We start from the raw sequence: 23,158 nt of genomic DNA, 5'->3' as shown, positions 1-23,158 counted from the left end.
GCTTTTGTGAGAACAATAAGAATGGGGTCCGGAATGGAAACGCGACGAAGATCGGTCGTGAAAGCAATCGTGTGGAATGTGATAGGCTTGGCGGTCATGACGCTGGTCGGCCTGATCGCTACAGGCTCTGCCGCCGTTGGCGGGGCCGTCGCGCTGGTCAATACGGCGATCGGTCTGACGATGTATGTCATCTACGAACGCATCTGGGCGGGGATTTCGTGGGGGCGGCATGGCTGAGCCTACGACGCCCAGATCGCCCGAATGGGGCACTTTCGCGCTGATCGTGGCCTGCTATTCCGCGTGGCTTGCGGTGGTGTTCTGGCTGGCGGCATTGTCCCTATGGCTGGCAATTCCAGCCATGGGTCTGGTTGCGGCGCTGCATTCCTCGCTCACGCATGAGGCGCTGCATGGTCATCCGTTTCAGGCAAAGTGGCTGAACGAGGCGCTGATGGCGCTGCCGCTCACCCTGTTCATACCGTTCAACCGGTTCCGGGACCTGCATCTGGCGCATCATCAGGATGCGAATCTGACCGATCCCTACGATGACCCCGAATCAAACTATCTCGACCCTAAAGTCTGGGTTGGGCTGAACCGGTGGCAGAGGCTGCTTTACACCGCAAACAACACGCTTCTGGGGCGTATTGTTCTGGGCCCGGCCATCGGGCAGGTGGCCTTCCTGCGGGATGAGGGGCGCGGCGCGTTGCGCGGGGACGCTGCCATTTTGCTGGCATGGGCGCTGCATGTCCCGGGGGTTGTGGTCACTTTGTGGGTCGTCTCGCACTCGGCGATGCCAGTTTGGGCCTTTGTTCTGTCCGCCTATATCGGCCTGGGTCTGGTCAAAATCCGCACCTTCCTTGAACACCGCGCGCATGAGAAATCCCGCGCCCGGACCGTGATTGTCGAAGACCGGGGGCTTTTGTCTTTCCTGTTTCTAAACAACAACCTGCACGTCGTTCATCATATGAACCCGGCCGCGCCTTGGTATCGGCTGCCCGCGCTCTACAAAGCGGGAAAGGACAGGTACCTGGCTTGTAACGAGGCTTATGTGTATCGCTCTTACGCTCAAATCTTCCGCGAACACCTCTGGCGGGCGAAAGACCCGGTCGCGCATCCGCTCTGGCCAAAACCGTAAATTGGGGACAGAAGGGAATTCATGAGTTTATGGATTCCCGTCACCATCGCCGCCGCCTCGTTCCAGACGGTGCGGTTCATGCTGCAGAAATCGCTGAGCAGCGTGAAACTGTCGGCAGCAGGCGCGACCTTTGCGCGATTTGCCTATTCCATGCCTTTGGCGGTATTGGCGCTGCTGATCGTGCTGTGGGGGACGGGGGCCGAGTTGCCGCCGCTGACTGCGCGGTTCTGGATGTTCGTGGCAATTGGCGGCACCGCGCAGATTCTGGCGACGATCTGCGTTGTCGCCCTGTTCAAGCAACGCAATTTCGCCGTTGGGATCACCTTCAAGAAAACTGAGGTTATTCAAACCGCTATCGTGGGTTTCCTCATCCTTGGGGATGAGGTCTCTGCCGGGGCCCTCGGGGCGATCCTGCTGGGCCTGATGGCCGTGCTACTGCTGTCGAAAACGCCGGGCGGCGATGGCGCGTGGTGGCGGCATCTGACCAACCGGGCGTCGCAACTCGGGCTTGGCTCGGGCGTGCTGTTTGCCTTTTCGGCGGTCAGCTATCGGGGCGCTTCGCTGGAACTGGGGGACATAAACGCCTGGTTTCGGGCGCTGATCACGCTGGCGGCGGTGGTGACGTTCCAGTTCGTCAGCATGTGGCTATGGCTGATGTGGCGCGACCGGGCCGAGCTGCGCGCGGTGTGGGAGACACGGGCGACCGGCATATTCGTCGGGCTCACCAGCCTCGGCGGGTCGTTTTGCTGGTTTCTGGCCTTCACCTTGCAGAACGCGGCTTATGTGAAGGCGCTGGGGCAGGTCGAGCTGATCCTGAGCCTCGGCGCATCAATCCTGTTCTTTCGCGAAACCATCACCCGGCGCGAAGTCGCCGGGATGTCATTGCTGGGATTATCGATTCTGGTGCTGGTGCTGGCAATCTAGCCAGCGCGCCGTTCATCAAAGCTGAGCGCGATGAAGCTGGGCATGTGATCGCCCATGCCCACCACGGCCCGGCCATTGTCCTCTTTGCGGCCCCGACCGCGCCCCTTGGGTTCGCGATCCTTCTTGGTGTCTTTTTTGCCCTCGGCTTCTTTGACCTTTTTCTCAGGCTTCGGCTTGTCGGCCTTGGGCTCGTCCTTCACCGGATTGTCCAGCCGTGGGATATCCTTCTGGATCAGTTTTTCAATCGCATCCAGCGCCTTTTCATCGCGGCCCGAGCAGATCGTGACCGCCTTGCCCTCGCGCCCGGCGCGACCTGTGCGACCGATGCGGTGGACGTAATCCTCGGCATGACCGGGAACGTCGAAGTTGAACACATGGCTGACCGAAGGGATATCCAGACCCCGCGCCGCCACATCTGAAGCAACCAGCAGGCGCAGTGAGCCATCGCGGAACCCGTCCAGCGTTTTCATCCGCTGTGACTGGTCCAGATCGCCATGGATGGCGGAGGCGTTGTAGCCGTATTTCTTCAGCGACTTGGCGCAGATATCAACATCCGTCTTGCGGTTGCAGAAGATGATCGCGTTGGTGCATTTCTCGCCCTCGGCATCGATCAGCGCGCGCAGAACCTTGCGTTTGTTGCTGGCCTCACGGTCGCGACGCCCGCCTTTGAACATGACCACGCCCTGTTCGATGGTCTCGGATGCGGTGGCCTGACGGGCAACTTCGATCCGGGCAGGGGCGGACAGGAACGTGTCGGTGATGCGTTCGATCTCGGAAGCCATGGTGGCTGAAAAGAACAGCGTCTGGCGCGTGAACGGCGTCAGAGAGAAGATGCGTTCGATATCGGGGATGAAGCCCATGTCCAGCATCCGGTCGGCTTCGTCCACCACCATGATCTGAACGCCGGTCAACAGCAGCTTGCCGCGTTCGAAATGGTCCAGCAGTCGGCCCGGCGTGGCGATCAGCACGTCAACGCCGCGGTCGATCAGCGCGTCCTGTTCTTTGAAGCTGACGCCGCCGATCAGCAGTGCCTTGGTCAGTTTCAGGTGCTTGGAATAGGTGTCGAAGTTCTCGGCCACCTGTGCAGCCAATTCCCGCGTGGGGCACAACACCAGCGACCGCGGCATCCGTGCGCGGGCACGGCCACGGGCCAGCATGGTGATCATCGGCAGCGTGAAGCTTGCGGTCTTGCCGGTGCCGGTCTGGGCAATGCCCAGCACATCGCGCCCTTCCAGCGCAGGCGGAATCGCGCCTTCCTGGATCGGGGTGGGGGTTTCGTATCCGGCTTCCTCAATGGCTTTGAGGACCTTCGGGTTCAGGTTCAGTTCGTTAAACTTTGTCATGTATGTCCGGTTCATGCGGACACTTGACCTGGCCCGCGCGTCTGAGAGTTGCCGGGCCCGGATGGCCATGCGCCTCGTGCGCATTTCGGCTTGAGCGCGGACATAACAAAAACGTGGGGCAGGGTCAAATGAAGAGGTTTTAACCTGTTGCAATCAATCCCCGGCCGGGATTTTCTGCAACAATTCAGCAGCTTCCGGGAAAGTGTTTCGCGATCTTTTCATCCAGGTTCAGGGGCCGATGCCGGATCAGGCCATGGTCATTGAGCCGGGCGCGGACATCCGGATCAGCACCGCTCATTTCATCGAAAAACCGGCGCAGGCCTTCGGTGCCGTGCTCGCCCTCGATCCAGCTGTGCAGCTCGTGCTTGGTCAGCCCGCCCAGTTCGCGCGCAACGTTGGGCGAGTTTCCGGCCTGATACGAGCCACGCTCCATCCGGAACCCGTAATGGGCCAGCCAGTGTTCCCAATCCGGGGCGTGGCGGTGGCACAGCTCCAGTTGCGGCAGTTCGAACTTGCAGGGCAAAAGCTCTTTGTTCTGGAACAGGTTGTGGATGCGGAAGTTCAGGTTTTCCATTCCGTTGCGCACGATCAGCTTGCCCTGCACGTGGCTTAGAAACCCGCCCAGAACGAAGCCGCCATAGTTGGGGTAAATCTCCTGCACCAGCGCCTCACGATCGGGTCCGGCGGGGATGTGGGCCTTGAACAGGTCCTCGCCACCCGCCATCGCCTCCATCGGGCGGACACGCACCGCCGGGATATTCGCGGGGACGGAGTTCAGCAGGTCCGCGATGGGTTCGGACGGCCAAAGGAACTCGTCGACGTCAATATGGGCCAGCCAGTCCAGACCGGTATTGCGATAGGCAAAGGTGGCGTGGACGGTCTGGCGGATCTGATGTTTGTCGGGCCGGTTGCGTTTGCGTTTTAGCCAGAACGCTTCGTCACACACCCGAACCCGGACGTTCGCATGCTGCCTGAGCGCCCGGAACGCAGGGCGGTTGGGTTCGTCCATGTAGATGTACATAAAATCCACCCCGAGATCGAGGTGATGCGCCGCGAAGCCCAGAATATCCCGGGTTTCGCCCCGGACCATGGAAACGATGCCCCAGGTGGTCATGCGCGGGCTTGCCGGGCGAGCCGTATGCCGCGCATCCGTTTCAGGCGGCGAAACACGCTGCCGGGGTCCTTGTTCAACTCGGTCATCAGGTGATCGACCAGCGGCGCAATCGTCGGGTCGGTCAGCGCTTTGGTCCAGATCGGGGCGATCAGGGTGACGGCCAGACCGCCGCGTTCTAGGGAAAAGGACCGCATTTCATAGGGCAGGTCGACTCCTGCCTTGTTGCGGAATCTGAACGGCGTTTCCGGCGGGGTGCCAGAGAACAGGCGCTCAAATTCGTAAAGCTTCATCATTCCGAAGAACACTCGCAGGGCGTGCCCGGTCTCGCGTTGTGTTGGGGTTTGGCCATGATCCGCGAAAGTCTGGACCGAGGAGACAAGCCAGCGCAGGTCCAGCGCCGATAACAAATGTTCGGATTGCTCGGCCCAAAGGCGGCAGAACAACTCCGGCGCGTGGCGCGGATAGGACCGTTTACGCAGGTTCGAGATCAGTTGAGCGTTCAGAAAGGCCAGTTCCGACTTGCCGAGAAATTCCACCGCGATCTGCGCGCGTTTCCGGTCCCACGAGGTTCTGTCTTCAACCTCGGGCAATTGGGTCGCGCTGTCCGGCACAAGCCGCTGGGTCAGGGGTTCAAGGTCCACATCGAGCGGGGGCAGTGTGTGAGTGCCGAATTCAAACGGGCTGCGCCGGTTCTCAAAACTGTCCAGCATGTCGGGCAGGCCGCCGGGAAAGGTCAGATCATCCTCGCTCATGCGCGCAGAGTTGCACAGCCGAGTTCGGCTGCGCAATTGACCAGTTGCCTCATGTCATCATCTCTTTCGTGGCGGTCAGGTTCAGCGCTGGATAGTCGCGAACTACCCGGTCAATGTCCCATTGCAGGCGGGTCAGATAAACGATGTCGCCGTCATGGTCATGGGCGATGTGCTGCTTGTTGGCATTGACGAATGTCTCCACCTCGGCCTTTTCACCGCTGACCCAGCGGGCCGAGGTAAACTGAGACGCCTCGAACCGCACGGGCAGGCCATATTCCATCTCGATCCGGCTGGCGAGCACTTCGAATTGCAGCGCGCCGACGACGCCAACGATAAAGCCCGACCCGATCGAGGGTTTGAACACCTTGGCCGCGCCTTCCTCGGCAAACTGCATCAGGGCTTTTTCCAGATGCTTGGCTTTCATCGGGTCGCCCGCGCGGACACCTTGCAGCAGTTCCGGCGCAAAGGACGGAATGCCGGTCACGCGCAGCGCTTCGCCTTCGGTCAGCGTGTCGCCGATGCGCAGCTGCCCGTGGTTGGGGATGCCGATGATGTCCCCGGCCCAGGCCTCATCCGCCAGTTCCCGGTCCGAGGCGAGGAACAGCACGGGGTTCGAGATCGCCATCGGCTTTTTCGACCGCACATGGGTCAGCTTCATACCGCGCTTGAAATGACCCGAAGCCATGCGGACAAAGGCAACCCGGTCGCGGTGCTTGGGGTCCATATTGGCCTGCACCTTGAAGACAAAACCGGCGACCTTCTTTTCATCAGGTGCGATCTGACGAGGTTCAGCCGACTGCACCTGCGGCTGCGGGCCATAGGCGCCGATGCCTTCCATCAATTCCTTGACACCGAAGGAATTGATCGCCGAGCCGAACCAGATCGGGGTCATGTGGCCTTCCAGCACCGCCTGCGGGTCCAGCGCAGGCAGCAATTCGCGCGCCATCTCGACCTCTTCCAGCAGCGTCTCGAGCAGATGTTCGGGTACATGTTCCGCCAGCTTGGGATCGTCCAGCCCGTTGATCTGGATGCTCTCGGCCACCTTGTTGCGGTCGGCGCGGTCCATCAGTTCCAGCCGGTCGCGCAGCATGTCGTAGCAGCCGATGAAATCGCGCCCCACGCCAATCGGCCACGCGGCAGGGGTGACGTCGATGGCCAGCATTTCCTGAATTTCGTCGATAATCTCGAACGTATCGCGGCTTTCGCGGTCCATCTTGTTACAGAAGGTCAGGATGGGCAGGTCGCGCAAACGGCAGACCTCGAACAGTTTCTGGGTCTGGCTTTCCACACCTTTCGCGCCGTCGATCACCATCACGGCAGCATCCACGGCGGTCAGTGTGCGATAGGTATCCTCGGAAAAATCCGAGTGGCCGGGTGTGTCCACCAGATTGAACCGGAAGTTGCCATAATCGAACGACATCGCCGAGGCCGAGACCGAGATGCCCCGATCCTTCTCCATCTGCATGAAGTCCGAGCGCGTGCGCCGCGCCTCACCCTTGGCGCGCACCTGACCGGCCATCTGAATCGCACCCCCGTACAACAGGAACTTTTCCGTCAGCGTCGTCTTGCCCGCATCCGGGTGCGAGATGATGGCGAAGGTCCGGCGCCGGGCAATCTCGGGCGGCAGGGCGGGCTGGTTCGAGGTATCAAGCATAAGCGCGCGTATAGGCGTGGAATCCTGCCGAGGCAAGACAAAGGGGGTGGTTCGAATCATGTCCTTATGGCAATAAGAACATATAGTGAACAAATGATGGAGTTGACCGATGAATTTGAAAGAGATTGCCGACGAACTGGTCGCAGGGTGCCGTGAAAACCGCACCAAGGAAAACCTTGAAAAACTCTATGCACCCGATGCCGTCTCGGTCGAGGCGCATGAAATGGAAGGCATGGGGCGTGAAACCCATGGCCGGGATGCGATCCGCGGCAAGCATGAATGGTGGGACAGCGCGCATGAGGTCTCGGGCGCGTCGGTCAGCGACCCGTTCCCGCATGGCGACGACCGTTTTGCGGTGATTTTCGAAGTGCAGGGCAAGGTGAAGGAAACCGGCGAGAGCTTCGATATGAAAGAGGTAGGAATTTATCACGTTGCGGATGGAAAAATCGTGCGCGAGGAGTTTTTCTACTGACGCGGCGCCGCGACTTTGATCTGGTCGGGTGGGGCGCTGCAAATTTTGGGGCAGCCCCTGCCTGAGCAGATAAGAAGTTACGGTACTAAAGGTCGAAATGAGCAATATTACAACGAAATTGTCACTGGTTTGCATGGCCGCTGCGCTTCTTTTTTCACAGCAGGTTCAAGTTGCTTCGGCCCATCCGGGTCACAGCCTTCCGGAACAACCGGATGCCCGGGTCGATTGCGGTGGGTGCAATGACGACCCTGGCGTGGCTCAGACCAGCCAAGAAAGCCGGTCTGAAGCGGATGGCAATAGCGGCGAGGAGCTGAATACCAAGCCAGCGCGAATGGCAGCGGATGCCAAGAACCTTATGCAGAGAACGGAGACAACGCAGCGCAAGGTTGCCACATTAAGCGGTCGCATTTCTCAGGCGCACGAGGTGGTCCGACAAACGGGAAAACTCAGCGCATCGTTCCGCCGTCAAATCCTGCGCTCGCTCCGGTCGGCACGTCGAACGAATGAGAGACTGGCGCGCGAACTGGGTGCCTTTCTTGATCTCTACTCTGGCGATCTTTCGGTCGAGTTGCAGAACCAGTTGAATGCGGAATTGGCCAAACTGAACGGCTTTACCAGCTTGATGTCCGAACAGGAGGCCAGTCTGAAGGGCGCGCGCGGATGTTCCGCCGATCAGTGTTCCGAAGTCATTCAGACGGTGTACGATCAGGGCAATTGGTCAGGTGAAGGCACAAGCACTGACGGGTTGACCAAGATCCTCGGTTCTCTTGATGCTGCCGAGGCACCAAGTCAAAAGGATCTCTGAACAGATCAGTGATGGGAAGCAATAAGCGCCGTTTCGGTCGACTGACCGTTGCCGGTATTCAATACATCATGAAGATGGCGTCAGGTTCTGGCGGCGTACTGAAAACCTAGTGGGGAAATTTGAATGGACCTGGGAATTCGAGGAAAACGCGCGCTCGTCTGCGCCAGCAGCAAAGGGCTGGGACTTGGGTGTGCCGAGGCTTTGGCGGCCGAGGGCGTCGATCTGATTATGAACGCGCGCGGGGCCGAAGTGCTTGAGGCCGAGGGTGCGCGTTTGCAGACGGACTACGGCATCGCCGTGCAGACAATCGCCTGCGATGTCACCTCACCCGAGGGGCAGGCGCAGGTGATCGAAGCCGCGCAGGGCATTGATATTCTGGTAACAAATGCCGGTGGCCCGCCGCCGGGTCTGTGGTCGGATTGGGATCGGGAGGATTTCATAAAGGCGCTGGACGCCAATATGCTGACGCCGATTACGTTCATGAAAGCACTGCTGCCGGGCATGATGGACAAGGGCTGGGGCCGGGTGGTCAATATCACCTCGCAATCCGTGCGTGCGCCGATCCCGGCTTTGGGGTTGTCTAATGCGGCGCGGACAGGGCTGACCGGATATGTGGCCGGTACGTCCCGACAGGTTGCTCCGCATGGGGTGACGATCAACAACCTGCTGCCGGGTATCCACGCCACGGATCGGGCGATTTCGCTCGATGGTGGGGTGGCGGCGCAAAAAGGAATCTCGAGGGACGAGGCGCAGGCTGAACGCGCCGCGACGATCCCGGTGCGGCGCTATGGCACGCGGCAGGAATTCGGTGCCGCCTGCGCGTTCCTTTGTTCTCAGCACGCGGGGTTCATCGTGGGGCAGAATATTCTGCTGGACGGTGGATCAACCAACCTGACGATGTGAACCATGGCGCAGAATTTCTCGTTGAAAGATCAGCTGTTTAACGCCGAAAAGACGCGCTATCTGGCCGATCTGTTCGCACAGGCCGATCCGTCTTTCGGTGCCGAGGACTTCCACGCGCGTGTCATGTCCCGCCTGCTGAACCTTGAGTTGAAAGAGCGGATCGCCTGGATCGCGACATGTCTGCAGGAGGCTTTTCCGGGTGAACTGCCGCAGGTTGCCCCGGTGATCCTGAGAGCTTTGCCGCCGCCCTTGGACCCCGACAAGACGGATGATGATTTCGGCGATTTCATCTTCGCGCCGTTGGGGGAATGGGTGGCGACGGTTGGCATCGAGCATCCCGAACTGGCGCTGGACGTACTTGCAGACCTGACCCAGCGCTTTTCGATGGAATGGGCGATCCGCCCGTTTCTGAACCGCTGGCCCGATCTGGTGCTGGCCCGCATGCAGGTCTGGTGCAACCATGACAGCTATCACGTGCGTCGGTTGGTCAGCGAAGGCACCCGGTCGCGCCTGCCATGGGGGCAGGCGGTCGCGCTGGACATGTCGGACCCGCTGCCCTTGCTGGATCGTCTGCACGGCGACCGCACCCGGTACGTGACACGCTCGGTGGCGAACCATCTGAACGATATCACTAAGAAAAACCCTGATCTTGTTTTGAACCGCCTGCGGACATGGCACGGCGAGGGGCGACAAAAGGCGGACGAGTTGGACTGGATGACCACCCACACCCTGCGCGGTCTCGTCAAGGCGGGGCATCCGGATGCAATGAAGATGCTGGGCTATGACCCGGACGCGAAACTGGCGGTGAGCATCGACCTGAAAAACGACGCCCGCATCGGCGACGCGCTGGAGTTTTCCGTTTCGCTGCAAGGGGCGGGCGCGCAGCCGGTTCTGGTGGATTATATCATTCACTTTCAGCGACCTGGCGGGAAAACCTCAGCCAAAGTGCATAAGCTGAAACAGGCTGCGCTGAAAGACGGCGTTTTGCAGTTGGACAAGAAGCACAAACTGAAGGCTAATGCGACCACGTTCAAACTGGTACCGGGCGCGCATAAGCTGGAGATTCAGGTGAACGGCAAGGTGCGGGCCAGCACGGACTTTGAGTTGTTGGAGTAAGCGCCGGACCTCTCACGCTTTCGTCAAAGTTCCAATCGCCACATTGCGAAGACCGGCGCTCTGCATTAGCTGCATGTCAGCAAACAGGGAAGGATTGCTGCGATGAAGCATGAATCGGTGCAGAATTACTATGGCGAAGTCCTGCAAAGCAGCGCGGACCTGCAGACCAATGCATGCTGCACGCCCGATGACATGCCCGATCATGTCAAGAAAATCCTTTCGAAAATCCATGATGACGTGCTGACGCGCTACTACGGCTGCGGCCTGATCGCGCCGCTGGACCTTGAGGGGATGCATATCCTCGATCTGGGCTGCGGCGCGGGCCGGGATGTTTACGCTCTGTCTGCGATGGTCGGGGAAACGGGGCGCGTTGTCGGGGTGGATATGACGTCCGAGCAACTCGACGTCGCCCGGGCGCATCAGGACTATCACGCGCAGGCCTTTGGACATTCCACCAGCAATGTCGAATTCCACCACGGCTATATCGAAAAGCTGGACGAGCTGGACCTTGAGCCGGGCAGCTTTGATATCATCGTGTCGAACTGCGTCGTCAACCTCGCCACCGACAAAGCCGCCGTTCTGCGCGGGGCGCACCGGCTGTTGAAGGACGGGGGCGAGATGTATTTCTCGGACGTCTACGCCGACCGCCGGGTGCCGAAAGCGATGGCCGAAGATGAGGTGCTGTACGGCGAATGCCTGTCCGGCGCGCTCTATTGGAACGATTTCCTGTCCATATCGCGGGCAGCCGGTTTCGGCGACCCGCGCCGGGTGACGCATCGCCCGCTGACCATCGAAAACCCTGTGTTGGAAGAACGAGTCGCACCGCTGAACTTCCTTTCGGCCACCTATCGCTTGTTCAAACTGCCCGAACTGGAACCGGCCTGCGAAGATTACGGTCAGGCGGTGATCTACAAAGGCACCGTTCCCAACGCGCCGCATGAATTTGTTCTGGACGATCACCACCTGATCGAAACCGGCAAGGTCTTCCCGGTCTGCGGCAACACCTGGATGATGCTGAACAACACCCGCTTTGCCCGGCATTTCGACTTCATCGGTGATTTCTCGACCCATTACGGCATTTTCGAAGGCTGCGGCGGGGAAAGCCCGTTTGAAGCCTCGGGCGCGTCTGCATCCGGCGGGTGCTGCTGATCACTTGCGCCTGACGGGCGGGGTTGCTATCCCCGCCCAAGCCCGATGAAATTGATCGGGAAAGGCAACGGGGCCCATCGGTGACAGTAGACGTAACTCCTCCTCGTCTTGAAATTCGCAATATTATCCGCCGGTTCGAGGGGCGGCTTGTGGTGGATGACGTCTCGCTGACGGTTCAGGCGGGGCAGGTCACGTGCCTGTTGGGGCCGTCCGGTTGCGGCAAGTCCACGACCCTGCGCATGATCGCCGGGGTCGAGATGCAGGACTCGGGCGAGATTTACGTCGACGGCAAGCTGATCTGCGACACGGTGTTCCGCGTGCCGCCCGAACGGCGTGAGATTGGCCTGATGTTTCAGGACTTTGCCCTGTTCCCGCATCTGAGCGTCGCCAACAATGTGGCCTTCGGGTTGCGGGGCAGCAAGGACGAGAAACGCGCGCGGGTCGAGGAATTGCTGCGAAAAGTCGACCTGATGCGGTTCATCGACGGCTTTCCGCATCAACTGTCGGGGGGCGAGCAGCAACGGGTCGCGCTGGCCCGCGCGCTGGCCCCGCGTCCCCGGATCATGCTGATGGACGAGCCGTTCTCGGGCCTCGACAACCGCCTGCGCGATGGCATTCGGGACGAGACGCTGGCGATCCTCAAGGAAGAAGACGCCGCCGTTCTTCTGGTCACGCACGAACCGGAAGAGGCAATGCGCATGGCCGATGAAATCGCCCTGATGCGGCGCGGCAAGATCGTGCAGCAGGGCGCGCCGTATAACGTTTATACCCGCCCGGCGGACAAGGCTGCGGTTGCGTTTTTCAGCGATGTCAACGTGTTGCCGGCGCAAGTGAATGGGGCTTTGGCCGAAACACCCTTTGGCCAGTTTCTGGCGCCGGGCTATCCGGACGGGACGGATGTGGAGATCGTCTTCCGCCCGCAACACGTCAAGCTGGACTTTGACCGTAACGGCAAGGGGCCTTTGCCGACGCCAACCGACGGCGTGGCGGCGCGCGGTGTTGTCGAGCGGGCGCGGTTTCTGGGCAATGAAAGCCTGGTCGAATTCCGCATGGATCATGACGGATCGATCCTGAAAGCGACCGTGCCGAATGTCTTTGTGCCGGGTCCGGGGCGGGTCATGTGGTTGACCATTCGCCGCGACCGGTGCTTTGTCTTCCCTGTCTGAGCGGTAATTTCCGCCCGAGTGGTGCGGGAATGCCGCAGATTGCGCCGCTGCGTCGCTTGCCGCAGCACGGGGGCGCGTCTATCAAGGTCAAAACGCAAGGATGGATGGGGCAATGCGTATTCTTCTGACCAATGATGACGGCATCAGTGCACCGGGGCTGACCGTGCTTGAGGCCATCGCCGCCGATCTGGCCGGACCCGGGGGCGAGGTCTGGGTCGTCGCCCCGGCTTTCGAGCAATCGGGCGTGGGGCATTGCATCAACCATACCCGCCCGTTCTCGCTGGAAAAACTGGCCGAGCGCCGTTATGCCGCCGAAGGGTCGCCCGCCGATTGCGTGCTTGCGGGGGTGCATGACGTGATGCGCGACTGTCCGCCCGATCTGGTGCTGTCGGGCGTGAACCGGGGCAACAACGCGGCGGAAAATGCGTTGTATTCCGGTACGATAGGCGGCGCAATGGAAGCAGCGCTTCAGGATATTCCGGCCATCGCGCTGTCGCAGTATTTCGGCCCGCGCAACCGCAGCCTTGCCGACCCGTTCGAGGCGGCGCAACGCCACGGGGCCGATCTGGTGCGCCGTATTCTGGCGGCCAGCCCCGAAGAACAGAGGGATTACCGCCTGTTCTACAACGTCAATTTCCCGCCCGTCCCGGAAGATGAAGTGCTGGGCACGCGCGTTGTTCGGCAGGGCTATCGCCGGGGGACGCGGTTCGGGGCCGAGCCGCATAATGCACCCTCGGGGCGGCGGTTTTTGTGGATTCAGGGCGGCGATCAGCAAAACCCCTCGGGGGCCGGAACGGATGCGGCGGCCAATCTGGAAGGCTACATCTCGGTCACGCCGATGCGGGCCGATCTGACGGCGCATGATGTGCTGGGAGCGTTGAAGTCAATCGAATGAGCGGGCTTGATCCAGAAATCGTCATGCAGTTCCTGTTCGCCCTGCGCAAGCGCGGCGTCCGGGATGCGCGCGTACTTGAGGCGATGGAACAGGTTGATAGGGGCCGCTTTGTCACCGGCCTGTTCGCGGACCGCGCCTACGAGGATATGCCGCTGCCGATTGCCTGTGGGCAGACGATCAGCCAGCCCTCGGTGGTCGGGTTGATGACACAGGCGCTGGACGTGCGCCCACGGGACACGGTGCTGGAAGTCGGTACCGGCTCGGGCTATCAGGCGGCCATCCTGTCCAAACTGGCGCGCCGGGTTTACACCGTGGAACGCCACAGGCGGCTGGTCAACGAAACCGGCAAGCTGTTTCGCGAGTTGGGGCTGACCAATGTCACGGCAATGCTGTCCGATGGTTCTTTCGGATTGCCCGAGCAAGCGCCGTTTGATCGGATCATTGTGACCGCCGCCGCCGAAGATCCGCCGGGACCGCTCTTGGCGCAGCTTAAAATCGGGGGTATTATGGTGTTACCCGTGGGACAGTCGGATGCGGTGCAGCAGTTGATCAAAGTGACGCGCACCGAGGATGGTCTGGATTACGACGAATTGACGGCAGTTCGTTTCGTGCCTCTGATCGAGGGGCTCGGGAAGGATGAGACGTAACAGGCTTTACGATTTAGTCACCGGAACCCCGGAAAACAGGGGCAGGTGTTGAGGGCAGACGTTATGAGAGCAGTTTCCAAATCAGCGATACGCCGCTGTGCGACCGGGGTTGCAGCTTTGGCTATTCTGGCCGGGTGCGAGGGGCCGTTGGACTATGACCTGCGCGGTCAGGTCGGCGGGTTTTCGACCACCGACGCCGCGCAATCCGCAACCACGAGCCGTCCGGTGCCGGACGGACGCGGGGTGATCAGCTATCCCAGCTATCAGGTCGCCGTGGCCCGGCGGGGCGACAAGGTAAGCGATGTGGCCGCCCGCGTCGGCTTGCCCGAGGCGGAACTAGCAAGGTTCAACGGGTTGCAGCCGAGTGACAAGCTGCGCGAGGGCGAAGTCATTGCCCTGCCGCGTTCGGTCGGGGCGGGCAGCGGTGTCGATATTGCTGCCGTCGCCGGTGCCGCCATCGATCAGGCCCCGGCGTCCGGAGGGGTGCAGACCACCACGCTGGAACCCGCCAGAACCGCACCAGCACCGGCCCCTGCGCCGGTCGGGCCCGAGCCGGTCCGGCACAAGGTCAAGCGCGGTGAAACGGCCTATACGATCTCGCGGCTGTATCAGGTGCCGGTGGAATCTCTGGCTGAATGGAACGGCTTGGGACCGGATTTTGCCATCCGTGAAGGTCAGTTCCTGCTGATCCCAGTCAAGAACCAGTCCGCACCGCGCCAGACGGCAGCTGCCGCTCCGGCTGAGCCGGCGACGAATGTGACGCAACCGGGCCAGGGCTCTCCGACGCCCACGCCGCCCAGTGCAACCCAGCCGTTGCCGGATGAAAAGGTCGAGCCGCTGGCCGACCCCCCGGATGTGACGGCCGAAGCGCCGAGCAATTCCAGATCCTCGGCGCTGTCGCTGCCGGTGACGGGGCGGATCATTCGGACCTATGACAAGGGCAAGAACGAAGGGATCGACATCGCAGCCTCGCCCGGAACCGCCGTTCAGGCGGCTGAGGCCGGGACAGTTGCAGCGATCACCGCTGATGCGGATCAGGTGCCGATCATCGTGGTCAAGCACAACAACGACCTGCTGACCGTCTATGCCAATGTCGAAGAGATCACGGTCAAAAAAGGCGACCGGGTCCGGCGCGGTCAAAAGCTGGCGCAACTGCGGGGTGGGGACAATGCCTATGTCCATTTCGAGGTGCGCGAGGGGTTTGAATCGGTCGATCCGGAGCCTTACTTGAAATGACCTGAATGGCCCGTTCCGGGCCATGCCTCCGGCGGGAGTATTTTTGAAAAGATGAAGGGCGGATCACGTGTTTGGGTCGTAGTCGCTCAGGCGTTTGCCGGGTTCGTCCTGAAACAGTTTGGGCAGGGGCGTGACCTCTTCGATCAGGTCGATGCGGAAGACGCGGAAGCCCTGACGTAGTTCGCACCATGCGGTCAGAGTCCAGACGCGGCCCCAGTATTCCATGTGCAGGGGACGGATGATCCGCTCGGTGAGCACGCCGTCGATGCGGCGGTAAGACAGGCGCAGTTTCTGGCGGGATTTGATGGCGGCGCGGATCGGGGCCATATGCGCCAGTCCGCGGGCGACATCTGCAAAGGGGTAGACGGCGAATTTCCATGTATCCGCCTCGGCCACGACCAGCGTCGGCAGCACGGCGTCGATCTTGTCGGCCAGGCTCTCGGCGGCGGCTTTCAGGTCGGGGTCGGCAGCCTCGGCCACGATGGCCATCCCGAGGTTCAGCGCTTCGAGCTCTTCGGGCGTCAGGTTCAGCGGGGGCAGGGTGATCTGCTCGCGCACCATGTAGCCGACGCCGCGTTCGCCCTCGACCGGGACACCCGAGGCAACCAGTGTATCCATGTCGCGATAGATCGTGCGGACCGACACTTCCAGCCGGTCCGCGATGTCCTGCGCGCGGTGCAGTTTACCGTCGCGCAGGATCTGGATGATGTCGAACAGGCGATCCGTGCGGCGCATGTCACGCCGTCCGAGCCGCGATCAGGCGGTCAATTTCCATAGCACATTCTCGTGGCGCATCTGGATGCTGGCCGGGTCAATCGCGGTCATAAGCGCGGCGGCAAACTCCTGCTGCGGGAATTGCGCGGCGGCATCCTGCGCGGCCTTCATATCCGTCCAGATGACATAATCCGTCCAGCGGCCATCCTCGCCCTGGCTCAGTTGGCGGTGGGCAAATCCGGGCGCAGAACGGACGAACGTTTCCGTTGACTGGCTGAGCTTCACGAACTCTTCCGGTGTGGTGCCGTCTGCCAGTGTGAAGGTGACGATTTCTGCAACATGGGTCATTTGTGTCTCCGTTGACCAGGTTTCGATAGAATTGTCCTAGCCCGTTACAACTGACATAAACCTGTCAGTTGGAAAAAGCGACCCCCTGGAAAAAGCGCAAACGGTTCAAATTTGATGGCCGATTTGATCTGTCGCCCTTTTGGTGATGCGTTTCGAGGCGTAAACACGGACCAAATCGGACATCCGGCGCATGATGCGCCGACTCAAGAGGAGAAGAGACATGCTTAACAATATTGGCCTTCCCGGTCTTCTGCTGATCGCAGTTGTGGTGCTGGTGCTGTTTGGCCGCGGCAAGATTAGCTCGTTGATGGGTGAAGTCGGCAAGGGGATCACGGCGTTCAAGAAAGGCGTCAAGGACGGCTCGGAAGAGATTGAACAGGACGCATCGGAACTGGCTAAGGACGTCACGCCTGAAACCGAGAAAGACAAGGTCTGATCGGCCATGTTTGATCTGGGCTGGACCGAGCTTCTGGTCATCGGCATCGTTGCTCTGATCGTCGTGGGGCCAAAGGACCTGCCGGTGCTGTTTCGCAATGTAGGACGCTTTGTCGGCAAGGCCCGCGGCATGGCGCGCGAGTTCACCACTGCGATGAACGAGGCGGCGGACGAAGCCGGGGTAAACGAGATCAAGAAAGGTCTGAATGCCGCGACGAACCCTGTCGGCAGCGCCATGGATGGCGTGAAACAGGCGGCGCAGGACATGGCCAAAAGCATTGACCCGACCAAGTTCGACCCCGACAGCGAAACCGGCAAGCTGGCCGCCGAACGGGCCGAGCAGGCCAAGAAGATCCAGGCCACGACCGCCCGCGCCGCGGCCGAGCGCAAGGCCAAGGAAGCCGCTGACGCGCTGGCCAAGGCCGAAGAGGCCGAAGCCGCGCTGAACTCTGAGAACAAGACATGAGCAAAACCGACGAGATCGAGGATACCTCGGCCCCATTGATCGAGCATCTGACCGAGCTGCGCACGCGGTTGATCCACAGCGTCGTGGCGTTTCTGGTCGGCATGATCATCTGTTTCACGGTGGCCACGCCGATCTTCAACTTCCTGACGCAGCCTCTGTGCGCGGTGCTCAGCGAACGTGGGCAGGATTGCGGGCTGATCTTCATCTCGCCGCAGGAAGGGTTCTTTGTCGCCATCAAGGTCTCGCTGCTGGGCGGGTTCATGCTGGCATTCCCCTATATCGGAATGCAGATGTGGCGGTTCGTTGCGCCTGGACTTTACAAGTCCGAGAAGAACGCGTTTCTGCCCTTCATGCTGGCCTCACCCTTCATGTTCCTGTTGGGGGCCAGCTTTGCCTTCTACGTCGTGACGCCGCTGGCCTATGACTTCTTTCTTGGCTTCCAGCAGTTCGGTGCCGAGGGCGAGGCGGTGGTGGACGAGGCCGCATCCGCACCGCTGAGCGTGGTGTTCCAAGGCTCGGCGCAGGAATATCTGAACCTGACGATCAAGTTCATCGTGGCCTTTGGCCTGTGTTTCCAACTGCCGGTTCTTCTGACGTTGATGGGCAAGGCCGGGCTGGTCAGTGCCGAGGGGCTGGGCTCGGTCCGTAAATACGCCGTTGTCGCCATTCTGGTTCTGGCCGCTTTGGTGACGCCACCGGATGTGATCACGCAGATCATCCTGTTCGTGGTGGTTTATGGGCTTTACGAGGTGTCGATCTTCCTCGTCGCTCGCGTCGAGAAAAAGCGCGAGGAACAGCTGCGTGCCGACGGCTACTATGATGACGAGGCCGAAGCGGATGAAGACCTGATGGCAGAGGCCGAGGACGAAAAATAACACGGCATGAAAATCGGATCAGGCGCGCCCCAAGCTGGCGCGCCTTTTTCGTTGCCAGACCTTGTTGCGCCGGTTGGAACGTGGTTTGAACGCCAAAACACGAGCCGGAGGCCCCAATGGACGACCAAGCCCTGAACCGCATCGCCGACGCGTTGGAGCGGATGGCACCGGCCCCTCTGGCAGCGCCCGATTTCAATGCGGCCTCAGCCTTTGTCTGGCATGTGGAGCCGGATCGTCTGGAGCCGGTCGCGCAAGTCAATCGCGTCGATCTGGACCTGCTTGTGGGCATCAACCGGTCGCGGGATACGCTGCTGGACAACACCCGCCGCTTTGCCGCCGGGTTCAAGGCCAATAACGCGCTGCTGTGGGGCGCGCGGGGGATGGGCAAGTCCAGCCTCGTCAAGGCGGTGCATGGCACGCTGCAGTCGGACCATCCCGAACTGAAGCTGGTCGAGTTGCAGCGCGAGGATATGGGCTCGGTCGCGCGCCTGCTGAACCACCTGCGCGCCGCGCCGCACCGGTTCATCCTGTTCTGCGATGACCTGTCGTTCAGCCATGACGACCAGCACTACAAATCGCTCAAGGCGGTGCTGGATGGCGGCATCGAAGGCCGCCCGGAAAACGTGGTGTTTTATGCGACCTCGAACCGCCGCCACCTGATGCCGCGGGACATGATCGAAAACGAACGTTCCAGTGCCATCAACCCGTCCGAGGCGGTCGAGGAGAAAGTCTCGCTGTCCGACCGGTTCGGCCTGTGGCTGGGCTTCCACCCCTGCGATCAGGACGAATACCTTGCCATGATCGACCGCTATTGCGCGGCATACGGTGTCAGCGTCGACCCTGACACCTTGCGTGCCGAAGCCATCGAATGGCAGGCCACCCGAGGTGCGCGCTCAGGCCGTGTCGCCTGGCAATTCTTCGTCGACCTCGCCGGGCGCAACGGCACTCATATCGCCTGATCCGAACTTCATCTGGCCAAAAAATATCCCCGCCGGAGGCATGGCCCAAAGGGCCATTCCTACAACAGCGCCACTATCCGCGCCGCCTCATCCGCCGTGTTTGTCAGGGCCTCACGATCCTCGCCCGGATGGAACCGCGCGCGTACGGCGGTTGGCATAGGTGCTGGTTCTAGAATGGAAACGCGCGGCCCGGTGCGCTCGGTTTCCGCCTGCCAGCTACGCGCCAGTGCCATCTGCGCGGCCTTGGTCGCTCCGTAGATGCCATAGAATTTCTCGCCCGCCTTGGGGTCGTCGAAGAACACCGCGTGACCTGCTTCGCCCAACAAAGGCGCGATGTATGGGATCAGAACGGATGTGGCATTAGCGTTGATATTGACCGCCTTGGTCCATTCCTTGGGATCGACAAAATGCGCAGGTGTCAGGGCCGAGGTATGGACCGCCGTGTGCAGCCACAGATCGACCTTGCCCCAGCGGTCGTGAATGCCACGGCACAGCGTCGCCATGGCGTTCGGGTCCGCGATATCCATCGGGGCCAGCGTGGCCGCCCCGCCTTTGGCCTGAATGCGGTCGTCCAGTTCCTCAAGCCCGCCAGTGGTGCGGGCGACGGCGACGATGTGGTATTCGGGTGCCAGCGCTTCGGCCAGCGCCGCGCCCAACCCGCGAGAGGCCCCAGTGATGAGGGCGGTTTTGGTCTGATCGGTCATGGGGGCGGTTTGAACCCCTACGCGCAAGGCGTCAAGACGCGATTAGCTGCCGGGAATGGCGATCCGCACGGTCTGGCCGCTTTGTCGCAGCATGACGCCTTCCTCATCGATGGCCACGATCTGGCCCGAGGCGACGCGGCTGCCGGTTTTGACCTTTTTCACGCGCCCCGAGGACATGCGCATCAGCGCGTGCAGGTCCGCTTTGGGACCGAAGATCCCCAGAACCGAGACAGAGTTCTTCTTCAGCGCGCCCTTCTGCGTGGCCGCGCTTTTGACGGTGGCGTTTGACATGTTCCGTGGATCGGGTCTGGCCCGGACCCCCTAATCGAGTGAGTGGCAGTGGCGCGCCGGATAGCAAAGCCTTATGCCGAGCGGAAGGCGGCAAGGCGCGCATCATTCTGGCGCGCAACGCGGGTCTGACGAAGCCGTTGCAATTGCGGCGGGTTCATCACTGGGTTGTGGCGGGAATCCACCCATTGGCTTGTGGCAGAGGGCACAATGGCCCCCACAAAAGCAATCGATCAAACCCGCCGAACAGACAACGATTCGCGCTTACACTCAGGGATCAAACAGTGTCAGCCCGAGGCCAGCTTGGCCGCGTTCCAGGACCCACCGACGACCTGCATATCTCTTTTCTTTTTGCTGACCCGGCTGCTGTTTTCCAGACTGTCCAGATAATCCTCGCTGACGCTGCCGGTGATGTAGTTCCCGTCGAAACAGGAACAATCGAAGGCCTCGATATCCGGATTGCCTTCCTTGGCGGCCCAGATCAGATCGTCGAGATGCTGATAGAACAACGCGTCGGCCCCCAGTTCCTGCCGGATTTCCTCGATTTCCTTGCCGTTGGCGATCAGCTCATGCTTGGTGGGCATGTCGATGCCATAGACGTTGGGATATTTCACCGGCGGTGAGGCGCTTGCTATATAGACCTTCTTTGCGCCGGCCTCGCGACACATCTGTACGATCTTTTTGATCGTGTTGCCGCGCACGATCGAGTCGTCGATCAGCAGGACATTGTGGCCTTTGAACTCCAGCGGAACCGCGTTCAGTTTGCGCCGCACGGATTTTTGCCGCTCTTCCTGACCGGGCATGATGAAGGTCCGCCCGACATAGCGGTTCTTGACCAGACCTTCGCGATAGGGGATGCCGGTGATCTTGGCAGCCTCGAGCGCGACCGGGCGGGCGCTGTCGGGAACCGGAATGATCCGGTCGATCTCCAGCCCCGAGTCCTGTATCTGCTTGGCCAGCGTCTGACCCATCCGCATCTGGGTCTTGTAGACCGACACGCCATCCAGCAGCGAATCCGGGCGCGCCAGATAGACATATTCAAAGATACAGGGGGTCAGCTTGCCCTCGACGGCCTGGAACTCGTGCATATTGCCGTCCAGATCGATCAGGATCGCCTCGCCCGGGTGCAGGTCGCGCAGCTTGTCGAAACCGTTGATGCCAAAGGCTATGTCCTCGGAGGCAAAGGCATAATCGTCGCCGTCACCCGGTGCCTCGCGTTTGGCCACCGAAAGCGGGCGAATGCCATAGGGGTCGCGGAAAGCCAGCATGCCGACACCCGCAACCAGACAGATCACTGAATAGGCCCCTTGAATCCGTTCCATCGTCATCTTCACACCGGCAAAGATGTTGCGGATCGGATCAGCGTTGCCGTTGACCTTGATCGCGTCGGCAACCTTGTCGGCCAGGACGTTCAGCAGAACCTCGGAATCCGAGGTTGTCCGCAGATGCCGGCTGTATTTGGCCGTGACTTTCTCGCGCTGCTCTTCGGTATTGGTGATGTTGCCGTTGTGAACCAGATAGATGCCATAGGGCGCGTTTACGAAAAACGGCTGCGCTTCGGCCGCGCTGAGCGATCCTGCGGTCGGATAACGCACATGGCCCATGCCGACCCGGCCCAGCAGGGTTTCCGCGTCTCCGGCATTGAAGACATCCTTGACCAGACCATTGGCCTTTTTTTCACGGAGAAACTCGCCGTTGTAGGTAACAATCCCCGAGGCGTCCTGACCCCGGTGCTGCAACATCAGCAGCCCGTCATAGATTTCCGCAAAGACATCATGTGTCCGGTTTGCGATCCCCAAAATCCCACACATGTACGGGCTCCAATTTCTATGGCGTTCTGACGCTGAGTTTGACAGGCATTCGGAATTCCCGCGCGGTCCGCGCCGTGCGATTGGCTGCTGTTCCTGACGCCAAAAGGGCGGTCATCATTGCGGCGAGCGCGCATGAGAACAGAAAGAACAAGATCGGCAGCTCCGATTCCGTGGCGGTTTGGCCCTCACATAATGCCTATTCGCGCGGCTGTCATCAAAGGATCATACTCACGTTTTGCCGCAGGTGGTATTTCTGCCAACCCTGTTACCGGTCGGGATGGATGACAAGCGCCGTCTTATGTGCTGTCATGTCGCTGGTTCGGTCATATCGACCGGCCGCGGGTGCAGGAAACGGATGCGCATGTGGCAGAATAAGCCGCCATCAAAGAAGCAAGAGCCGGTCAAGCGACGGTGCCATCGCTGCCGGGGGCAGGGGCGCGCGCCCTGTCAGATCTGCAACGGCGCGGGTGAGGTCATCAAAAGCCGGGACATCTACGGCAAGCCGGTGTTCAGCCGGTGCGACGGGTGCTTCGGGCTCAAAAGCATCCGCTGTACCGTTTGCGGTGGTGAGGGGTTTGTCTGACCCGAAATGAAAAAGCCCGGATCGATCCGGGCTTTTGTTCGCGTGGATGCTGGGGGCGGTTACTGGTTTGCGCCCGCTGTGCAGCTTGCCACCAGTTCCTCATATTGCGCGGTGACCCAGCCCAGAGCCTCTTCGGGGTTCTGCTCTTCGATCTTGTCGCTGAACTGTTCGAACACTTTGGCCGAGCGACTTTCGTCCACAATCGTGTAGGACTGGCCGGTCATGACCGTGTCGTAGACGAAGAAGGCAATCGCGACAAGCAGGATGCCGCGGGCGATGCCGAAGAAAAAGCCCAGCGCCTGATCCAGCCCACCCAGTGCCGAACGCTGCACCAGCGATGAAAACAGCGGCGTGAAAATGCTGACGACGATCAGCGCAATCGCGAAGACAGCGGCAAACCCGGTGATGACCGACAATTCGCAACTGTCGCGCAGGAAATCCCCGACAACCGGTATCTCTTTGACCAGCGGCACCGCTTGCGGCGCGAAGATAAAGGCCAGAATGGCAGCGGCAACCCAGCCTGCGATGGCCAGAACCTCGCGCATGAAACCGCGCGAATAGGCCAAAATGCCTGACAGCACGATGATCAGGGCCACAACCCCGTCAATAATTGTAAAACCTTCCATGGCCCTCGCCTGTTCTTTTTGCTGCCCCTCGGGTCGCGACT

27 protein-coding genes are annotated in these 23,158 nt (G+C 60.8%); 17 read left to right on the top strand and 10 right to left on the bottom strand.

Annotated elements, in window-relative coordinates; all coding sequences use genetic code 11:
- Positions 1-33 precede the first annotated feature (33 nt).
- From ACR0K1_RS03050 to ACR0K1_RS03040, 3 genes are read left to right on the top strand one after another with little or no spacing between them, the layout of a single operon-like run.
- On the top strand, positions 34-237 hold the full coding sequence (locus tag ACR0K1_RS03050) for a DUF2061 domain-containing protein (RefSeq protein ID WP_480848712.1): 204 nt from the start codon (positions 34-36) through the stop codon (positions 235-237).
- Positions 230-1,132, top strand: coding sequence for a fatty acid desaturase (locus ACR0K1_RS03045; RefSeq protein WP_480614596.1), 903 nt, complete (start codon positions 230-232; stop codon positions 1,130-1,132). Before ACR0K1_RS03050 ends, ACR0K1_RS03045 begins: the two co-directional genes overlap by 8 nt.
- A 21-nt stretch (positions 1,133-1,153) precedes the next feature.
- Entirely contained in the window at positions 1,154-2,056 is a 903-nt protein-coding gene (locus tag ACR0K1_RS03040; protein ID WP_480614599.1) for an EamA family transporter, read from the top strand.
- Here ACR0K1_RS03040 and ACR0K1_RS03035 read toward each other — a convergent pair.
- From ACR0K1_RS03035 to ACR0K1_RS03020, 4 genes are all read right to left on the bottom strand, one after another.
- On the bottom strand, positions 2,053-3,399 hold the full coding sequence (locus tag ACR0K1_RS03035; RefSeq protein ID WP_480614601.1) for a DEAD/DEAH box helicase: 1,347 nt from the start codon (positions 3,397-3,399) through the stop codon (positions 2,053-2,055). The two genes, ACR0K1_RS03040 and ACR0K1_RS03035, sit on opposite strands and share 4 nt — an antisense overlap.
- A gap of 184 nt (positions 3,400-3,583) precedes the next feature.
- Entirely contained in the window at positions 3,584-4,513 is a 930-nt protein-coding gene (locus tag ACR0K1_RS03030) for a glycosyltransferase family 2 protein (RefSeq protein WP_480848708.1), read from the bottom strand.
- Positions 4,510-5,265: a hypothetical protein gene (locus ACR0K1_RS03025; protein ID WP_480848705.1), complete on the bottom strand. Its 756-nt coding sequence runs from the start codon at positions 5,263-5,265 to the stop codon at positions 4,510-4,512. The genes ACR0K1_RS03030 and ACR0K1_RS03025 overlap by 4 nt, the downstream gene beginning before the upstream one ends.
- A 49-nt stretch (positions 5,266-5,314) precedes the next feature.
- Entirely contained in the window at positions 5,315-6,919 is a 1,605-nt protein-coding gene (locus tag ACR0K1_RS03020) for a peptide chain release factor 3 (protein ID WP_480848703.1), read from the bottom strand.
- A 109-nt stretch (positions 6,920-7,028) separates the two neighbouring features.
- Here ACR0K1_RS03020 and ACR0K1_RS03015 point away from each other — a divergent pair, with 109 nt between their 5' ends.
- The 9 genes from ACR0K1_RS03015 (at position 7,029) to ACR0K1_RS02975 (ending at position 15,308) form a co-directional block, all read left to right on the top strand.
- Positions 7,029-7,391 carry a nuclear transport factor 2 family protein gene (locus ACR0K1_RS03015; RefSeq protein ID WP_480614612.1) on the top strand — a complete coding sequence of 121 codons (363 nt, stop codon included), beginning with the start codon at positions 7,029-7,031 and terminating at the stop codon, positions 7,389-7,391.
- A gap of 97 nt (positions 7,392-7,488) precedes the next feature.
- The gene (locus tag ACR0K1_RS03010; RefSeq protein ID WP_480848701.1) at positions 7,489-8,196 is read left to right on the top strand and encodes a hypothetical protein; all 708 of its coding nucleotides are present in this window, start codon (positions 7,489-7,491) and stop codon (positions 8,194-8,196) included.
- Positions 8,197-8,319: 123 nt separating this feature from the next.
- Positions 8,320-9,099 (top strand): SDR family oxidoreductase, encoded by a 780-nt coding sequence (locus ACR0K1_RS03005; protein WP_480614618.1) that lies wholly within the window; start codon positions 8,320-8,322, stop codon positions 9,097-9,099.
- Between the two features lie 3 nt (positions 9,100-9,102).
- The gene (locus ACR0K1_RS03000) at positions 9,103-10,215 is read left to right on the top strand and encodes a hypothetical protein (protein WP_480848698.1); all 1,113 of its coding nucleotides are present in this window, start codon (positions 9,103-9,105) and stop codon (positions 10,213-10,215) included.
- 102 nt (positions 10,216-10,317) lie between these two features.
- Complete coding sequence (locus ACR0K1_RS02995; RefSeq protein ID WP_480614623.1) at positions 10,318-11,364, top strand: methyltransferase domain-containing protein; 1,047 nt, start codon at positions 10,318-10,320, stop codon at positions 11,362-11,364.
- 80 nt (positions 11,365-11,444) lie between these two features.
- The gene (locus ACR0K1_RS02990; RefSeq protein WP_480614626.1) at positions 11,445-12,530 is read left to right on the top strand and encodes an ABC transporter ATP-binding protein; all 1,086 of its coding nucleotides are present in this window, start codon (positions 11,445-11,447) and stop codon (positions 12,528-12,530) included.
- Positions 12,531-12,642: 112 nt separating this feature from the next.
- A complete protein-coding gene (gene surE / locus ACR0K1_RS02985) occupies positions 12,643-13,425 on the top strand; it encodes a 5'/3'-nucleotidase SurE (protein WP_480614629.1) in 783 nt (260 codons plus the stop codon).
- Complete coding sequence (locus ACR0K1_RS02980) at positions 13,422-14,072, top strand: protein-L-isoaspartate(D-aspartate) O-methyltransferase (protein WP_480614631.1); 651 nt, start codon at positions 13,422-13,424, stop codon at positions 14,070-14,072. The genes surE and ACR0K1_RS02980 overlap by 4 nt, the downstream gene beginning before the upstream one ends.
- 63 nt (positions 14,073-14,135) lie before the next feature.
- Positions 14,136-15,308 carry a peptidoglycan DD-metalloendopeptidase family protein gene (locus tag ACR0K1_RS02975; RefSeq protein WP_480614634.1) on the top strand — a complete coding sequence of 391 codons (1,173 nt, stop codon included), beginning with the start codon at positions 14,136-14,138 and terminating at the stop codon, positions 15,306-15,308.
- Positions 15,309-15,371: 63 nt separating this feature from the next.
- Here ACR0K1_RS02975 and ACR0K1_RS02970 read toward each other — a convergent pair whose 3' ends face one another.
- Together ACR0K1_RS02970 and ACR0K1_RS02965 are read right to left on the bottom strand one after the other, a co-directional pair.
- The gene (locus ACR0K1_RS02970; protein WP_480848695.1) at positions 15,372-16,043 is read right to left on the bottom strand and encodes a helix-turn-helix transcriptional regulator; all 672 of its coding nucleotides are present in this window, start codon (positions 16,041-16,043) and stop codon (positions 15,372-15,374) included.
- A gap of 21 nt (positions 16,044-16,064) precedes the next feature.
- Positions 16,065-16,370: a hypothetical protein gene (locus ACR0K1_RS02965; protein ID WP_480614640.1), complete on the bottom strand. Its 306-nt coding sequence runs from the start codon at positions 16,368-16,370 to the stop codon at positions 16,065-16,067.
- Between the two features lie 220 nt (positions 16,371-16,590).
- Between ACR0K1_RS02965 and ACR0K1_RS02960 the strand changes: the two genes are divergently transcribed.
- The 4 genes from ACR0K1_RS02960 to ACR0K1_RS02945 all read left to right on the top strand — a co-directional run bounded on the left by ACR0K1_RS02960 (position 16,591) and on the right by ACR0K1_RS02945 (position 19,105).
- Positions 16,591-16,806: a twin-arginine translocase TatA/TatE family subunit gene (locus ACR0K1_RS02960; RefSeq protein WP_170450201.1), complete on the top strand. Its 216-nt coding sequence runs from the start codon at positions 16,591-16,593 to the stop codon at positions 16,804-16,806.
- Positions 16,807-16,812: 6 nt separating this feature from the next.
- On the top strand, positions 16,813-17,271 hold the full coding sequence (gene tatB, locus ACR0K1_RS02955; RefSeq protein ID WP_480614643.1) for a Sec-independent protein translocase protein TatB: 459 nt from the start codon (positions 16,813-16,815) through the stop codon (positions 17,269-17,271).
- Positions 17,268-18,146, top strand: a complete 879-nt coding sequence (tatC, locus tag ACR0K1_RS02950; RefSeq protein ID WP_480614645.1) for a twin-arginine translocase subunit TatC — start codon at positions 17,268-17,270, stop codon at positions 18,144-18,146. Before tatB ends, tatC begins: the two co-directional genes overlap by 4 nt.
- Before the next feature lie 116 nt (positions 18,147-18,262).
- Positions 18,263-19,105: an ATP-binding protein gene (locus ACR0K1_RS02945; RefSeq protein WP_480614648.1), complete on the top strand. Its 843-nt coding sequence runs from the start codon at positions 18,263-18,265 to the stop codon at positions 19,103-19,105.
- A gap of 59 nt (positions 19,106-19,164) precedes the next feature.
- Here the strand turns inward: ACR0K1_RS02945 and ACR0K1_RS02940 are convergent, their stop codons facing one another.
- From ACR0K1_RS02940 to purF, 3 genes are all read right to left on the bottom strand, one after another.
- Positions 19,165-19,809: an SDR family NAD(P)-dependent oxidoreductase gene (locus ACR0K1_RS02940; RefSeq protein ID WP_480848691.1), complete on the bottom strand. Its 645-nt coding sequence runs from the start codon at positions 19,807-19,809 to the stop codon at positions 19,165-19,167.
- 42 nt (positions 19,810-19,851) lie between these two features.
- Positions 19,852-20,100 carry a hypothetical protein gene (locus ACR0K1_RS02935; RefSeq protein ID WP_480614654.1) on the bottom strand — a complete coding sequence of 83 codons (249 nt, stop codon included), beginning with the start codon at positions 20,098-20,100 and terminating at the stop codon, positions 19,852-19,854.
- Positions 20,101-20,384: 284 nt separating this feature from the next.
- A complete protein-coding gene (purF, locus tag ACR0K1_RS02930) occupies positions 20,385-21,908 on the bottom strand; it encodes an amidophosphoribosyltransferase (protein ID WP_480614655.1) in 1,524 nt (507 codons plus the stop codon).
- Positions 21,909-22,269: 361 nt separating this feature from the next.
- On the opposite strand from purF, the gene ACR0K1_RS02925 reads away from it, so the two are divergent.
- Positions 22,270-22,491 carry a hypothetical protein gene (locus ACR0K1_RS02925; protein WP_480614658.1) on the top strand — a complete coding sequence of 74 codons (222 nt, stop codon included), beginning with the start codon at positions 22,270-22,272 and terminating at the stop codon, positions 22,489-22,491.
- A 59-nt stretch (positions 22,492-22,550) separates the two neighbouring features.
- Here ACR0K1_RS02925 and ACR0K1_RS02920 read toward each other — a convergent pair whose 3' ends face one another.
- Positions 22,551-23,117, bottom strand: a complete 567-nt coding sequence (locus ACR0K1_RS02920; protein WP_480614660.1) for a CvpA family protein — start codon at positions 23,115-23,117, stop codon at positions 22,551-22,553.
- Positions 23,118-23,158: the final 41 nt, after the last annotated feature.

This window comes from Ruegeria sp. F5 (assembly GCF_056533845.1).
Note: the sequence above shows the minus strand (reverse complement) of the source record. Positions and strands in the feature narration are given on the sequence as shown.